We start from the raw sequence: 16,711 nt of genomic DNA on the forward strand, positions 1-16,711 counted from the left end.
CGGTCGAAAATATTAGGCAGATATTGCAACAGAAGATTCGCCTTTGCGCTTAGCAATAAATCGCAAAACGCACTTTCTTAACTCCGAAGCAATAAGCACAACCATTGAAAGCCCAAGGCACTCCACCCACTCCATAAAGTCGAGCGGAACTGTGCCAAACGGACCATTAAGGAATGGTATATAAATTACAGCAAGCTGCAACACTACGGAAACTGCGATTGCGCCCCAAAGCCAACGATTTGCAAACAAGCCAACAAACACGCTTTGCAAATGCGAGCGAGATGCAAGAGCATTAAGCATTTGAGCAAACACAAGAATAGTGAAGCCCATTGTGCGCGCATGAGTCATTTGGGCAGCATGAGTTAAAACAGTTGTGGAGCGGTCTGTAAACAATCCGCCAGCCAAATGCATATCCATGCCAATCAACGTTATAGCTGCCATAATCACGCCAATAAACACAATGTCTCCCCACATTGGCTTATCAATAACGCTATCCGTAAGTCTTCGCGGACGCCTATTCATAACGTCATCCGTTTGCGGATCAACACCCATTGCGAGCGCAGGAGCCGCGTCCGTAAGCAAATTAATCCACAAAAGCTGCGTTGCGAGCAAAGGCAAAGTCACGCCTACAGAGTTTGGCTGCGTAATTCCCAAAGCGCCAGCAAACACTACACCACCAAACACGGTGAACACTTCGCCAACGTTGGAGCTAAGCAAATATCTCAAGAATTTACGAATATTGTCGAAAATTCCGCGACCTTCGCGCACAGCTGCGACGATTGTAGAGAAGTTGTCATCTGCCAAAATCATCTTGGCGGATTCTTTAGTGACTTCCGTACCCGTAATGCCCATTGCAACGCCAATATCTGCCGACTTTACAGCAGGAGCATCGTTTACGCCATCGCCAGTCATAGCAACAATATTGCCTTGCCTTTGAAGCGAGGAAACAATCGCAAGCTTGTGTTCTGGAGCAACGCGCGCATACACGCTCACTTTGCTAATCGCATCGTCGAAAGCAATATTGTCATCGTCTCTAGAAAGCAACTCGTCAAGCTCATCGCCTGTAAGCGCATGCTCATCTTTTCCAATAATGCCAAGGTCGCGAGCGATTCGAGCGGCAGTAAGTGGATGATCGCCAGTAATCATAACAGTTCTGATTCCAGCACGATGCGCTTGAGCAACGCTATCTCGAACTTCGATTCTAGGAGGATCAATAATCGCAACCATGCCGTTCCAAATCAAATCAGATTCCAAAACATCGCTTTGCTCAGCAACATCTGCGATTTGGCCTGCAGCATTAGAAACCATGCCGTCAACTTTAGCTAAACTATCTACGCCAAGCGGCCTATACGCCATTGCAAGAGTGCGATACGCTTCGCCAGAGAGCTTTTCCACATTTGCAAGAATTTCTTCGCGGTCTCCTTCTGTAAGCGGACGAACAGCGCCAGCCACTGCGATTCGCGTGCAATAAGAAAGCAAAACATCTGGAGCGCCTTTAGCGCAAACAATAAGATTTCCAGAATCCGAGCCATCTTTAACAACAACAGACATGCGTTTGCGCTCAGAAGTAAATGGCACTTCCGCAACGCGACTAAGATGCGCGTAACGCTTGTCTGCCTTGGTTTTGCGCGCCGCAACAATAAGCGAGACCTCGGTAGGGTCGCCAACTGGCTGCCATGCGTCAGACGATTCATTATGATGCAAGTCGCCATCGTTTGCCAAGTACCCAGATCCGAGCGCACCAATCACCTCTGTAGCCAGCGCTGGAGGAACTGCCAAATCCGCATCTAAAGAATCAAGCAAAACCATTCGCCCTTCTGGTTTATACCCACTACCCGTAAGCTGCACTTGGCCACTAGGCGTTATAACACGCTCAACAGTCATCTCGTTTCGAGTTAAAGTACCAGTTTTGTCGGAGCAAATAACAGATGCGGAGCCAAGAGTTTCTACAGACGAAAGCTTTTTAACAACAGCATGATGCTTTACCATGCGCTGAACGCCCAAAGCAAGAACAACCGTTAAAATAGCAGCCAAGCCTTCTGGAACAGCAGCAACGGCAAGAGAAACGGAAAGAAGCAAAGAATCTATAACGTCTTCAATAGTGTGGAAGCCTTCAAGAGCCCACATAGACGCAAGCACAACGGCTGCAATAATACACACTGCGATTCCAAGAACCTTAGATACGCGAACCATCTCTTTCTCTAGAGGTGTAGCTTCTTCTTGCGCGCTAGAAAGCATATCTGCGATTTTTCCAACCTGAGTTTTCATGCCCGTAGACGTGACGATTGCGCGACCAGTGCCCTGCGTTACGGCAGTGCCATTAAACACCATGTTTGTGCGGTCTGCCAAAGACTTTAGTGAAGCTAGAGTTTCTGGACGCTTACTAACGGCAACCGATTCTCCCGTAAGGCTTGCTTCTGCAACGCGCAAAGAAGCGGCTGCAATAAGCCTTGCATCTGCAGAAACAGCATCGCCTTCGCCAAGAACCAAAATATCTCCAGGCACAACATCTGCCGTATCTATGCGCATAACTCGCCCATCTCTAAGAACAGACGTTTGCGGAGCGCTCATTTTTGCCAGCGCTTCAACTGCTTCTTGCGCACGCGATTCTTGAATATAGCCCAAAACTGCGTTTGCTATAAGAATCACGATTATAACTATTGAGTCAAACGGCAGAACTTCGCCGCCACTTTCGCCACCATGTTGTGCGCGCTCAACAAACCATGCGATTGCGGAAATAATAGTCGCCGCTATAAGCAAGTAAACAAGCGGATCCTTAAACTGTTCGAGGAATCTCTTCCACGCTGGTGTTTTAGGAGCACTAGCTAAAACGTTCGGGCCAAATTGCGCAAGCCTTTTAGACGCCTCATCGCTGCTTAAACCCGTAGAAACGTTTACATTAAGCGAATTTGCAACATTTTGCACGTCTTGCAATGACGGATCTTTGGATTGATCGCTTTGATCAACCATATTTTCCCCCTTGGGAGCGCCGCGGAGTAGTCAATAATCAAAATTTTTACGCAAAGTTGACTCAAAATCTTGATTATTGCGCGGTTGTGGATTATTGCAATAACAATAATTTGCAATAATTAAGTACCGTTCTATTATGCCACATAAAGCGCCAAATACTAATGCCTCGCTGATGCAGCACCAAAGCATCGCCAATGCCTCGGGGGCATGTGAAAATAAGAATATGGCTATGAAAAAAGGACCGACCAAGGGGTCGGGTGGAAAACATCGTAATGCATTGCGCGGCAAGGGTCCTACTCCTAAGGCAGAAGACCGCGTTTACCATAAGGCTTATTTCGCCAAAAAAGCTGCGATTAAGCGCACGTTTGCAGATCCGCGTTTGGCAGCTAGACGCAGAGTAGATAAGTTGGGCACAGATAGCGACGAGTTGGTAATCGGGCGAAATGCAGCTCTTGAAGCTTTGCGCGTAGGCGTTCCTAGCACGCAGCTTTATGTTGCAAATCGCATTGAGCACGACGATCGCACGCGCGAAATCGTTAAGCTTGCTGGCATGCAAGGCTTGCGACTTTTGGAGGCGGATCGCCTGGAGATGGATCGCATTGCTCACAGCACTAATCATCAGGGCATTATTTTAAAGGTGCAGCCTTATCAATACTATTCGCTGCAAGAGCTTGTTGATCGCGCAGAAAAGAAGGCTCGCGCTATGGAAGCAGCAGATTCTGCATCTGCACGCATTAACGCACGCCCATTGTTTATAGCTCTAGACGGCGTTACCGATCCGCAAAATCTTGGTGCTGTTATTCGATCCGCAGCCGCTTTTGGCGCAAATGGCGTAATTTTGCCAGAGCGCAGGAGCGCATCTGTTACAGCTGCAGCTTGGAAGGTTTCTGCAGGAGCCGCAGCGCACTTGCCTGTTGCTCGAGTTGTGAATTTAAACAAGGCGATTCAAGGTTTGCGCGAACGCGGATGGTACGCGATTGGCCTAGACGGCGGCGGAGATAAGCTTGTTGGCGAAACTGGCTTTGAAACCGATCCGCTTGTGGTAGTTCTTGGAAGCGAAGGCAAAGGCATGAGTCGCCTAACGCGCGAAGCTTGCGATGCTATTGCTGGAATCCCAATCTCTAGCGCTGTTGAATCGCTTAACGCATCCGTTGCTGCTGGAATCAGCTTGTATGCTGTTGCTAATGCGCGTAGGCTTGCCGCTTTAAACCAAAATTAGCAATTGTTTGCAATTAAGAGTATTGCGGATTTAAGAGTTAATGGTAATGCGGATTTTAAAGCTACGCAATTTACAAAGCTCACATAACGCGCGCACATTGGCACAGCTATTGGCTTTTGTTCTATACATTGCGATTATTGCAATCGTAATGTGTTTCCACGAACCTTGGTTTGACGAAGCTCAAAGCTGGCTGATTGCGCGCGATTCGCCAATCGCAAGCATTTTTAGCATTAGAACGCATTACGAAGGTCACCCTCCTTTTTGGAATCTTTTACTTGCAATTGCAGCCAAAAATGGCGTTCCATACGAGTTTGGAATTAAGGGAACTCAGCTGATTTGTGCAAGCTTACTTGGCGCGTGGCTTATTTTTAAATCGCCTTTTAAGCACACAAGTAGCCTTGTAACTTTTCTTATTCCGTTTACTTATTTTGTTTGCTTCCAGTACGGAGTTACATCGCGACCATACGCTTTGCTTTGCTTAAGCTTGCTAGTAGCGGCACATTACTGGAATAGCGCAGATTCTAAGACTTCTAGCGCTTGCAAACTTGCGATTAGTCTTATGTTTATGTGCCTGCTTAGCGTGTATGGAATCGCGTTTGCTGCAGGATTTACAATTGCTTGGATTTGGCGAGTTTTTAGCAAAAATATCAGCGAAGCCTGTAGCAAAGCATGTAACAAAACTCTTAATTTTAGTGCCATTTTTCACGCGATTAAAGCAACAATCTCATCAAATTTGGCGCGACTTATATCTTGGGGATTAATCGCCATTTTTGGCGTTGCAAACCTTGCTCTTGCATGGCCCGCAAAAAATGCGTTCGCCACTCGCGCAACTATTGATGGCAATTCAACAATCGCAAAATGCTTCGCTTTTATATTTGTAATGCCTTCCGAAAGCATGTTTACAAGCTTTTATGGCGATATTTCAATGCGAAGAATGCCTTTTGACTTTTTGCCAATTGCAATATGCACGCTGTTTAGCCTTGCGATTTGGGCATTTGCAATTAGAATCGCCAAGCGCAGAAAACTTCTTGCGGTTCTTGTAATCCCTTATCTCGTTCTTACAATCGTAGCTGTTCGCTATTTTACGCTTCACCACGCAGGTCTAATCTTTGTGTTTTTGCTTAGTGTGCTTTGGATAAGTCACATAAAAGAGCCGCTTAGCAGCAAAGATATTCCTGCGATTTTTGTTAAAATCGCCCCTACTAAATTCAGATTTATAAAAAACAAAGCTTTGAAAATCAACGTGCTAATTTCAATAATTCTTGCACCAAGCCTAATTTGGAACGCGTTTGCTTGCGTAAACGATATTCTGTTTGACTATTCGCCTTCTAGAGCTGTAGCGCAATACATATCTAGTAATCACTTGCAAAATAAGCGTTTTGTAGCATCTTGGCTCCATAATTACGAGCAGGTTGACGATAGTGGAAACGTTATTTCGCACGAAGAAGCCGACACTCACCAATATTCGTGGCTTTTAGTGGGCGCAAATCCTTATTTTTCTAAGAATCTTATAGACTGCGCTTACAAAAACAAGACTTTTATAACAAACGAAAGTTCTAGCGCAAAACAGCAAGAAAAAGAGTTGGCAGCGTGCGCTGCAAAAGGCGAGCCAGAGTTTTTTGTTAGCGAATCCAGCCAGCCGTGGTACTACTTCTTGGCATTAAACTACAACATTTCGCATTACAAAGCGCATGCTGTTTCCAACGTTAAAACGTCTTGGAAAGCTCTTGTTTGGGAAAGCACTGCCACTATTTACGAGCGCAAAGCACACATAAAATAGGCAAAAGCGGTTGTTTAGCAATCACTAAGCAGCCGATAAGCAACCACTAAATAATCGCTAAACAGCCGCTAAACAATCGCTACAGCAGCTCAATCTTTGGATGCTCGGCTCTAAACTCGTTTGTGTGCGAATCGCTAGCATACCAAAGCGCAAATCCAGTTAAAAGCTCCATGTTTTCTGGAACATCAAACTCCGCGTCTAGCGGATCTCGCCAAGTTGCCAAAACGCCAAGCGGGCAAGAGTCAACGCCTAAATCTTTAGCAGCAAGAAACAGCGTTTGCAACATAAGGCCAGCGTCCATTGCAGCAAACGGCATAAAGTCGCGTCTAGCTAAAACAAAGCCAATAACAGGCGCCCCAAAAGCCTCGAAATTTCTGCGCGTATGGGCGTTCCTGGCTGCAAAATCGTGCCTTTCGATTCCTAAATGCGAATATAACGCTAGACCGAGTTTAGCGCTTCGCTGCTTTAAGTCGCTAGGGTACGGCTTTGCAACAGGAACGTCGCCATTAGGCGCTGACTCTTGAGCAAACTGATCGCGCTCAGATTCACTCAAACTCTTATCTTTAGCTTTAAGCATTGCATTGCACTTATCTAAATAAGCTTTTACAATGTTGTCTTTTTTGCTGCCTTGCGCAATCGCAAGCGCATAAGCCCTTGTGTTACTCCAGCTTGGCGCAAGCGAAGCGGTGTGCAATATTGACTCTAAAACGTTTTGCTCAATCGGCTTGTTTAAAAAGTCGCGTGCAGAAAACCGCTCCGATGCAAGTTTGCCAAAATCTTTGTAAGTCATGGTATCAGTTTACCAGAAACCGAATGGGTCAAAAATGCCGCCGTCGTCGGAATCGTCGTCTCCGCCTCTAGGAAGCTGATCCAAAGGATCGTCGTCGTCATCCGAAGAATCGCCGCCGCTGCCCTTTTGGCTCTTATTCTGGGAAGAATCAGGCTTCTTGTTACCGCGCTTTCTTAGCGAGCGAGGGTCTTGGCGAGTTGCACCATTAACCGCAGCTTCTTCTTGGTTAAACTTAACAGTTAAGTTGACGGTTCCGTTTCCACGAACAACCGTTATTGTTGCTTTATCTCCCAAAGCGGTAGCGCGCACAAATCCAAGCAGCGAGTAGTTACTTGTAACAGACTTGCCATTAAACGCTACGATTGTATCTCCAGCACGCATTCCCGCCTTTGCAGCAGGAGCACCAGGCGTTACAGACGCCACTTGAGCGCCGCCACGCGTAATGTTATTTTGCGTTACATTTACGCTTTTAACCATGATTCCAAGAGCAACGTGCTTTACAGAACCGTTCTTAATAATCTCGTTTACTACGCGCTTAACAAGGTTAGAAGGAATAGCAAAGCCGATTCCAATAGAGCCTGCCGTGCCGCCTCGTGCAGAAGTTGCTGCAATAGACGAGTTAATACCAATCACTTTCCCAGAAGCGTCGAAAGTTGGGCCGCCAGAATTACCTGGATTAATTGCGGCATCAATTTGCACAGCATTTGTAACGATTTCCGAACGACTTTGATCGTCCATAACAGAAACTGGGCGATTAAGCGCAGAAACAATGCCTGTTGTAGCAGTATCGTCGTATCCAAGCGGATTTCCGATTGCCATTATTGGCTGGCCGACTGCGAGCGCGTCCGAATCCGCAAAATCAACTGGCTTTATGCTGCTAGGCAAACCGTCTACTTTAAGCACAGCCAAATCAGTTGTTTTATCTGTTCCAACAAGCTTAGCCTTGTAAATCTGGCCGTTAGAAAGCGTTACTTGAAGCTGTTGCATGCCAGCAATAACGTGGTTGTTTGTAACAACGTGACCCTGCTTGTCGATTATTGCACCCGAGCCTTTGCTCATGTTTTTGCTGTTGCGCGCCTGAATAGACACAACGCCGCCAGAAACGTTTTTAGCAACCGAGCGCCAATCGGGAGACTGACCGCCTTTTACTACGGCTGTTCCTTTTGAAGGACTTTGCGCACCCACATCTGCAAGTGTTCCCGCGCCTGGAATAGGAATCAAGCCTTGAGTAAGAACAAACGCCATTACAACAACGCACACAATTGCAGAAATAATGGACGACACAATTGCCACCATTATTGTTGAGTTTTCTTTATATTCCGCCTTAAACCCGCGCTTTTTATAAACCACATTTGGAGTTTGGCTTAGCATTTGGCCTGGCGCTTGATTTAGCGCTTGATTTGGCGCTTCAGCAGGCTGACTTTCCGCGCTATTATCCGCGCTATTGTCATCGATACTATCCACACTACTATCTGCGCTATTGTCATCGCTTAAATCGTAAGGATTGCCGAATCTAGTTCGCTTTTTCTCGCCATTTGCATTATATGGATCGCCATATGGCAAAAATGGGTTATCTAAACCGTTTCCGTATTCTGAATTTGCATAATCACGGCTATTTGCGCTATTCGCTACACTTGCATTACTCGCGCCAATTTGCTCTTGATTTTGCAACGATTCGCCAGAATGATTAGAATCACCGCTATTTTTATTTGCATCACCATTATTTGCATCACTCGCGTCTACAGGACCATACGCTCCGTATTCTGGAGCTGGTCTATAAATCTGCTCTGACTCCACATGATTTTCCTGCGCGCTCGTTGGCTCCGATTGGCTTTGTGAAGCATTGCCATTATGCTCTTCACTAGAATCGTAGGCCTTAGAATCGTAAATATCGTCAGCCATTAATCCTCCTTAAATCTTTTACAAAGCATACTCTAATCTGATTACACAAATTCATACAAGCTAATATGCAATTAATGTGCAATTTTTACACAATTTTGCGTTTACAATACGAGTTAAACGTGCCGCTCTTAAAATTACCTGAATATTTAGTAGTATAAATGCCGTATAAATACCACATATAACCCATAAATTAGCTAACTATTTTTATAAAAATTATAAAAACACGTAAAATTTAACGAACGGCTGCTTGCGACTTTTCCGCGCGCAATGCCGCAACTTATGCGCGTATCGTCATGCCTTCTAATAGAGTAAAAGGTATGACTAATCTTATTGAACACCCACGCGGAGCAGAGCCTGGTAAGCCAGGAGATCGCAGCGAATTCTCGTTTACAACAAAAACACGTTTAGAAAATGCGGCAGACGGCAAGGGAAAAGATGGAGCCAGATACGGCCGCACTGGCGTGATTCGCACGCCTCATGGAGATATTTGCACGCCTGCATTTGTGCCAGTTGCAACACAAGGCGCAATGAAGGCCGTGCTACCAGAATCAATCAAAGACTTGGGCGGCCAGTGCATGCTTTCTAACGCATTCCACTTGTATGAGCGCCCTGGCGAAGACATTTTAGACGAAGCTGGCGGCCTTGCAAAGTTTATGAATTGGGATGGTCCAACTTTTACGGATTCTGGCGGATTCCAGGTGCTTTCGCTTGGAGCGGGATTCAAAAAGACGCTTGCAATGGACGTTACTGGCATGAAGTCCGACGACGTAATCGCAGCTGGCAAAGAGCGCATGGCATTCGTTGACGAAGATGGCGTTACTTTTAAGTCTCCTCTAAACGGCTCGATTCACCGATTCAGCGCAGAAATCTCAATGGGTATTCAGCACAAGCTTGGCGCAGATATTATGTTTGCTTTCGACGAGCTTACAACGCTTATGAACACTCGCCGCTACCAAGAAGAGTCTGTTGAGCGCACCTTCCGATGGGCCAAGCGATGCGTTGCAGAACACAAGCGATTAACCGAGACGCGATTGGGAAAGCCATATCAGGCGTTGTATGGAGTTGTTCAAGGCGCAAATTACGAGGATTTGCGTAGGCGCGCGGCAGAACAAATTGCTTCGCTCGACTTTGACGGCGTTGGAATTGGCGGCGCAATCGAAAAGCGCATTATTGGAGATACTTGCGCTTGGATTTGCGATGCCATGCCAGAAAATCGCCCTCGCCACGTGCTTGGAATCGCGGCAGTTGACGACATTTTTGCTTGCGTAGAAAACGGCGGAGACACGTTTGATTGCGTTGCCCCTGCGCGATGCGGCAGAAACGGCGCGATTTTTACTCGCCATGGGCGATACAACGTAAAGCGCGCGGAATTTAAGCACGATCAGGGGCCGCTTGAAGCTGGATGCGATTGCTACACTTGCACGCATTATTCGCGCATGTATGTTAGCCATTTGCTGCGCGCTAAAGAGATGAACGGATACACGCTTGCCACTATTCACAACGAGCGATTCTTTGTTAAACTTCTAGACGACATTCGCGCGTCGATTGACGGCGGATATTTTGAAGACTTCCGCGATGAATCGCTTGCGCACTACTACGAGAATGGCTCGCGTGCGAATCGACCTGCATGAGCGCTTTGACTGAGCTTGAAATTGCATAACGCATTTCAAGCTCCTTCAAAGCGTGATTTGGCTTAAGGCATAAAGTCCAGTGGACTTTATGCGCCAAATCAGCCGAACGGCTACTAATAGCCGTGAGGAATAGCGTAGCGCGCGAATGCACTTCGATTCGCTGAGCCGCTCAAACAGAAGCACTGCTTCTGTGCGGCGAAGGCGTTAGCGCGCTTAGACCGCGCTAACGATACATCTCATTCAGGGCGAAAAATCTCGAATCTCTACCTAACTTGGCAGCGCTATCTAATCGATTGCGTATAATTTGCATAAACACACAAGTGTCAATATTTGCTAAACGGCTGCAAATATGGTAGCTTTGTGGTCTGTATGCGAACGTGGCGGAATGGTAGACGCGCTGTCTTCAGGTGGCAGTGAGTGTATGCTCATGCGGGTTCAAGTCCCGCCGTTCGCACTCTTTAAGAACGTTGATTTTTCAACGTTCTTTCTTGTTTTGTAGCATCATTTTGCAACGCAATGTGCAACAATTGTGCATTTGCTTAAAAATGTGTGATAGACTGAATAGTGAACGTCATAAGACGTCAGACGTGTTAAAACATTGGTGTTTTAATTTTTACGGTCATGGAGGACTAAAATGGAACGTCGTTCAACGAAGACGACGAACCTAAGCGGAGATATAGCGAATATCGTAGGTTCGGAGCACACGCGATTCAGTCATGCCACAATAAAAATTACACCATCTACTGAAATCAAAAAATATAGCGAAAACACGTCGGAAATCAATCGCAAAGATAAAAACGAGGAAATAAATCAAAACGAAGGAATAATAAGGTTCAAATTTGTAGCAAATACGGATTGTGATTTATTGCATATTAAGCCAGCACAAAAATCACCAGCAACCGCACTACAAGAGGACGCAACTCCAATAATAAAAATAAGTATTAAAGAAGATGCTCCCCTGCTTATTGCGCAAAATCTTTTGGAAGATAGCGCAGACGCAAATGGCGCGAAAGAAATCGCGTTGCACATGGAAGATGCGCTAGGTGCATGCGACGGTAGCGAACACGATTTTGCAATAACGTACGGAAGTTTTGGAAGCCGATTCTATCTAGACGGATACCAGTGCTTTGCGAGCGCAACAAATCTTGGGCCGAAAAGAGTGAGTGCAAAAGAAGTTGAAGCAAGTGCATCGTTGGAAGAATCTTCGCAAATCTACGACTTTTACTACTCAAGTCACTTGCCAAATCCAGAAGAAATCGCAAATTCAGCCACTCAGACGCAGCCAGACATATGGTTTGCAGGAGCTACGATTTGCGCAAGAGACATAAAACGCGTAGCTTGCAAGTCGAGCGGAACTTTGCACATTCAATTTAGATTGCGAGGCCCTGGCCAACATGGAGTGCTTTTTGCTGCTGGAACTGCTGGAACAAAAACTAAGCAAGAATCTAACGAGAAAATAAGCGTGTATGCAGGGCCAGAAGGCATAAAAATCACACTAATCGACGACGAAACGTGCGTAAAAAGCGTGATCGAAGCAGCCGCAAGCGTTGACGACGGCGAATGGCATGACTTGATTGTTCGCGCAAATCGCGGAACAACCGACATTTACGTAGACGGATACAGCCAGTCGCACAATATAGGGCAATTCTGGTTTGCAAACATACCAGACTTAAACGCCGTAAGCATTGGCGAAGACTTGCGCGGAGTGCGATTAATGGGCGAAGCTAGAACAGGCGGAATCTACTTTAGCGCGCTTAGCGAAGGCCAAATCCAAAGAATATCAAAAGTAAAGCCGCTTGTAACAACTGCACTATTTGACACGGGATATGCGGGCTCTCGCAGCTACAGAATACCGTCGCTCGTAAAAACGCGCATGGGAACGCTAATCGCAGGAGCAGACCAGCGAACAAGCGTTTCAAACGACGCTCCAAACCACATAAACTTTGTGATTCGCCGATCCGCGGACGGCGGCAAAACGTGGGAGCCTTTGCAAACCGTAATCAACATGCCTGGCAAAAACCTTGGAAAACTGGGCGCTAGCGCAATCGACTCCTGCCCTGTTTTAGACCTAGAAGGCAAAAGCGAAAGAATCAACGTATTAATCGACATTAATCCTGGCGGAATTGGGCTAACAAATTGCAAAACCGTTGTAGGCGTGGACACGCGCGGAAGAATCAAGCTTATAGACCGCTTAGGTGGCCACTACGCGGCGGCAATGGATGAAAGCGCGGCCGTAAAATTGCCATGCGATTCTAGCGAAAAAGAATGCTCAACAAAGTGGATAGTTTTGCCAGATGGAAGTATAAAAAATAGCGATTCGCACAATGACTTACGCAATAACTCGCACAGTAATCAAACTTGCGACTGTTCCACGTGGAACATATGGAAATCGCCAGAAATCGCAAGCGAAAGTCAACCATTATTTGCCGAAAAAACGTGCTATATAGCGCAAATTTATTCTGACGATGACGGCAAAACGTGGAGCGAGCCACGCTTAATCGACCACATGGTTAAGGAGCCGTGGATGAGCTTTGCGGGAGTATGCCCAGGGAACGGAATTGTTATTAGGCACAGCGAAAAACATTACGGCAGAATACTCGTGCCATTTTATTGCAGCGGCCAAAGCAAATCGCACTATTCTTCGGGAGCGCTTATTTCGGACGACGACGGCAAAACATGGAGCCGAGGCAAAATGATTAACGAAGGGCGATTAATCAACGGAAAAATCGTAGACCCTGCAACAATGCAAGATGACGATGCAACAAGCTCCGAAACTGTGTTTGTTGAACGCAAAAATGGCGATATTCTAGCTTTCTTCCGCAATCAAAATCGCTCGGGATGTGTAGGCAAAGCCATTAGTCATGATTGCGGAGAAACATGGAGCGAGCTGATTTTTGACACAAGTTTGCCAGAGATATTCAGCCAGCCGAGCGCAACCTGCTTTAGCAGCGAAGATGCAGAAAACGCAGAAACCGCCGACTGCATAGCGTTTGCAAACGCAAGCCAAATGATGCCATACCGCGGTCGCGGAGTTGTGCGATTTAGCTACGACGGCGGGCAAACGTGGGCAAAAAGCGTGTGCATAAACCCATTCCACCACGTTTATCAATGCCTCAGCTCTAGCAATAAACGAACTTTGCAACTACTGTGGGAAAGAGAGACTACTGGAATTTATATAACAGCAATAGATTCCTCGCTTTGGCAGCAAGATAGTTTGCACGCAGGTTTCAAAAACAAAGTACACAAAAACGAAGTACACAAAAACGAAAAAATGGAAGATACAAAAGAGAGAAGACTCAAGCGAACTGAAAGGAGCCAAAATGGAAGAGACATTTAGCAGCCGCGAAGACGATGAGATGACAACACTAGACCGCTTATCGTTATTGCAAGCAAGCTCTAACTCCGCTCCAATCGCAGCAAGAAAGCGCTGCGATGAAACAATGGACGCAATCAGATCGCTTATTTTAAGAGAACGCTTGCAACCAAAAGACATGCTGCCGACCGAGCCAATGCTATGCAATTTGATTGGCGCATCAAGGTCATCGGTACGCGAGGCGATTCGCAAGCTGGAAGCGCTTAACATTGTGGAAGTTAAGCAAGGAAAAGGCATGTTTGTTGGCTCGCTATCTTTGGACCCAATGGTGGAAACACTCGCTTTTCGATCTTTAATCTCCATTAATAAGAATTTTGAAGACTTAAGCAATGTTGTAGAAATGCGAAAATTCCTAGACCTTGGATGCGCGGATAAGGTGGTTGAGTCGATTAAGGGAACGCAGCAGCCAGAGCTGGAGGCGCTTTCGGAAATAATGGCTAAAGAAGCGCATGCTGGAAAAACGTTCTTGGAACAAGACATTGCTTTCCACACGGGCATTTTGCGAGCGGTAAACAATACGATTGCAGAGCAATTCGTGCGATGCTTGTGGCTTGTGCATATGGCTGTTTTGCCGCAATTGGGGTTGGAAGTTTCGGACGAGCTTGAAAAGACAGCTAGAGCGCACGAGCTTATGCTTAAAACGGCTATTGCGGGAGACGCAGACGGATATAGGCAAGCTGTAAATGACCATTACGAGCCTATTCAGTCGATTTTGCTTAATAGATTGCAAAAGCACTAAATAAATGGAAGAACCGCTCACTTAACGAGAGCGGTTCTTTCATCTTCAATGGTGATGCCTGAGTACTACAGCATCACGATTAATCGCAACGATACGATTTACGTTACGAAATTTTATGGCCGTCGCACCAAACGTGCTCAACTGCCAAAGTTCCTGGATTAAGCAAAAGTAAATCAGCAGCATATCCCTTTTCAACCAAGCCCAAAGGAGCGCTAGTTATAGCGTTCGGCTTATCTACTCCAAGCACGTGAGCAGGAACAAGAGTCGCCGCAGCAATCGCCTCTGGCAAACCAATTCCAAGCTCTTTAACAGCGCGCTTAATAGCAACTTCTAGAATCAAAGTAGATCCAGCAATAGCGCCATTAGAAACAAGCCTTGCGTGGCCGCCCGTAACTGTAACGTCTAAAGCACCAAGCTTGTAGGCCCCATCCGCGCATCCCGTTGCAGCCATAGCATCCGTTACAAACGCAATCCTTCCAGCCGCCGCCTTAAACGCCATTCGCAAAACTGGGTTTTCAACGTGGAAGCCGTCGTTAATAAGCTCAATCGTTACGCGCGAATCCTCCAAGGCTGCAGGAATTGGACCTGGCTTGCGGTGATGAATGCCGTTCATAGCGTTAAACATGTGAGTCATAAGCGTAGAGCCAGCGTTAAAAGCCGCGCGCGCTGTTTTATAATCCGCGTCGCAATGCCCAACTGCTGGGATCACGCCAGCTTCTACAAAGCGCTTAATAGCCTCCATGCCGTGTTCGCGCTCTGGAGCCAAAGTAATCTGGCGCAAAGTGCCATCCGCCGCCTCAAGCAACGCCTCAACGCGCTCGGGAGTAGGATCCACTAGGCAATTAGGGTCGTGCGCGCCTTTTCTAGAAAGCGCCAAGAACGGCCCCTCTAAGTGAGATCCAAGCACATCTGGTCGCGTTTGCATAACGCGCTTAACAGTACGCAAATTCTCTTGCATTACGTCAAGAGGGTTTGTAATCAAGCTAAGAACTTGCCTAGTTGTTCCATGAAGCATGTGATACGCGCGCGCAATGGCAATCCCTTCAGCACCGTCGTCAAACGAATGCTCCCATGCTCCGTGAGCGTGCAAATCAATGTAGCCTGGCGCAGCAAAACAGCCACGCCCGTCTACAACACTTAAGTCAGATGCGCGCAATCCGCAAGCGTTAATCGCAAGCGCAAGATCCTCATCTAAAATGCCCGTTTCTAGAATCACGCCATCTTTAACCAAAATCCAAGCGTTAGGAACAATTCCGCGCGCGTCTACAACACTCACGTTGCGCACTACAAAATTGCGTCCCTCACTTGATTTTAGTGAATCATCAATCTTCTTTACGGCGTCTAAATATGCATTTTTTGACATTTCACTCACCTGCGATTGTGCTTTTGAAGTTTGTGCTTTTGAATACGTTACTAAATTTTAGACTTGAGTATCAGATTCCCTGCCAAGATGGCTTATTTGCATACACCCAACGATAGTAGTCTGCCAACTTAAGATTGCTTGCTGCGTCTTCGTCTACAATCACAGTTGCGTGCGGATGCATTTGAAGCGCGGAAGCTGGGCATAGCGAGCTTACTCCGCCTTCTAGCGTTGCTGCCACCGCGTCTGCCTTATTAGAGCCAAATGCAAGAAGAACAAGATGCTTAGCGCGCAAAATCGTTCCAATTCCTTGCGTTATGCAATGAGTTGGAACCTGGTTAATATCTCCGTCGAAGAATCTGCGATTATCTACGCGAGTCTGCTCGGTTAGTGTTTTAACGCGCGTACCAGACGCAAGCGAAGATCCTGGCTCATTGAATCCAACGTGGCCATCGGAGCCAATTCCCAAGATTTGCACGTCGATTCCACCAGCTGCCGCAATAGCAGCATCGTAGTCTGCTCCAGCGTGTGCAATCTTGCTGCCTTCGCTTAATGGCGCTCCGTTAAGAACATCTCCTGGAACGTGCACTAAATCTGGGTTTAAGCCGATTAAGTCTGTTACGGTTCTGCGAATTGTGCTGTGGTAAGACTGCTCGTGCTCTAATGGCAATCCAATGTATTCGTCAAGCGCAAATCCGCGCACGCGACTTACGTCAACATTATTTTCTTTAACAAGCTTTGCAAGATGTTCGTAGGCCTTTAATGGGCTCGATCCTGTAGCCAAGCCAAGCACTGCGTCTGGCTTGCGACTAATCAAATCTACAACAGCTTTTGCGTAAAACTCACCTGCTTCATCTTGATCTTTTACAATAATAACTTCTGCCATCTTTGCTTCTCCTTTAAAGCTTTAATTAGCATAATTAGCAATTTTTAAGCAACATTAATCA

General features: G+C 46.5%; 10 protein-coding genes and 1 tRNA gene. 6 read left to right on the forward strand and 5 right to left on the reverse strand.

Going from position 1 to position 16,711, the window contains the following annotated elements:
• Nucleotides 1–12: 12 nt before the first annotated feature.
• Nucleotides 13–2,970, reverse strand: a complete 2,958-nt coding sequence (locus NYP65_RS04015; RefSeq protein WP_473410646.1) for a cation-translocating P-type ATPase — start codon at nucleotides 2,968–2,970, stop codon at nucleotides 13–15.
• A gap of 223 nt (nucleotides 2,971–3,193) precedes the next feature.
• Between NYP65_RS04015 and rlmB the strand changes: the two genes are divergently transcribed.
• Both rlmB and NYP65_RS04025 read left to right on the forward strand, forming a co-directional pair.
• Nucleotides 3,194–4,189 carry a 23S rRNA (guanosine(2251)-2'-O)-methyltransferase RlmB gene (gene rlmB / locus NYP65_RS04020; protein ID WP_032839766.1) on the forward strand — a complete coding sequence of 332 codons (996 nt, stop codon included), beginning with the start codon at nucleotides 3,194–3,196 and terminating at the stop codon, nucleotides 4,187–4,189.
• A gap of 46 nt (nucleotides 4,190–4,235) precedes the next feature.
• Entirely contained in the window at nucleotides 4,236–5,969 is a 1,734-nt protein-coding gene (locus tag NYP65_RS04025; RefSeq protein WP_128813910.1) for an ABC transporter ATP-binding protein, read from the forward strand.
• A 79-nt stretch (nucleotides 5,970–6,048) separates the two neighbouring features.
• Here the strand turns inward: NYP65_RS04025 and NYP65_RS04030 are convergent, their stop codons facing one another.
• Both NYP65_RS04030 and NYP65_RS04035 read right to left on the reverse strand, forming a co-directional pair.
• Complete coding sequence (locus tag NYP65_RS04030; RefSeq protein WP_473410647.1) at nucleotides 6,049–6,759, reverse strand: nitroreductase family protein; 711 nt, start codon at nucleotides 6,757–6,759, stop codon at nucleotides 6,049–6,051.
• Nucleotides 6,760–6,768: 9 nt separating this feature from the next.
• Nucleotides 6,769–8,661 carry a S1C family serine protease gene (locus tag NYP65_RS04035; protein WP_473410648.1) on the reverse strand — a complete coding sequence of 631 codons (1,893 nt, stop codon included), beginning with the start codon at nucleotides 8,659–8,661 and terminating at the stop codon, nucleotides 6,769–6,771.
• 293 nt (nucleotides 8,662–8,954) lie between these two features.
• On the opposite strand from NYP65_RS04035, the gene tgt reads away from it, so the two are divergent.
• From tgt to NYP65_RS04055, 4 genes are all read left to right on the forward strand, one after another.
• Nucleotides 8,955–10,292, forward strand: a complete 1,338-nt coding sequence (tgt, locus tag NYP65_RS04040; protein WP_473410649.1) for a tRNA guanosine(34) transglycosylase Tgt — start codon at nucleotides 8,955–8,957, stop codon at nucleotides 10,290–10,292.
• Between the two features lie 371 nt (nucleotides 10,293–10,663).
• Nucleotides 10,664–10,746 (forward strand) — tRNA-Leu (locus NYP65_RS04045).
• A 180-nt stretch (nucleotides 10,747–10,926) separates the two neighbouring features.
• Complete coding sequence (locus NYP65_RS04050) at nucleotides 10,927–13,629, forward strand: exo-alpha-sialidase (protein WP_473410650.1); 2,703 nt, start codon at nucleotides 10,927–10,929, stop codon at nucleotides 13,627–13,629.
• Nucleotides 13,613–14,404 (forward strand): FadR/GntR family transcriptional regulator, encoded by a 792-nt coding sequence (locus NYP65_RS04055; RefSeq protein ID WP_004131272.1) that lies wholly within the window; start codon nucleotides 13,613–13,615, stop codon nucleotides 14,402–14,404. Before NYP65_RS04050 ends, NYP65_RS04055 begins: the two co-directional genes overlap by 17 nt.
• Before the next feature lie 103 nt (nucleotides 14,405–14,507).
• Here NYP65_RS04055 and nagA read toward each other — a convergent pair whose 3' ends face one another.
• Both nagA and nagB read right to left on the reverse strand, forming a co-directional pair.
• On the reverse strand, nucleotides 14,508–15,767 hold the full coding sequence (nagA, locus tag NYP65_RS04060) for an N-acetylglucosamine-6-phosphate deacetylase (RefSeq protein WP_473410651.1): 1,260 nt from the start codon (nucleotides 15,765–15,767) through the stop codon (nucleotides 14,508–14,510).
• Between the two features lie 70 nt (nucleotides 15,768–15,837).
• A complete protein-coding gene (gene nagB / locus NYP65_RS04065) occupies nucleotides 15,838–16,650 on the reverse strand; it encodes a glucosamine-6-phosphate deaminase (RefSeq protein ID WP_128831935.1) in 813 nt (270 codons plus the stop codon).
• Between the last annotated feature and the right edge of the window lie 61 nt (nucleotides 16,651–16,711).

It is taken from the genome of Gardnerella sp. c12Ub_1, from assembly GCF_055804375.1.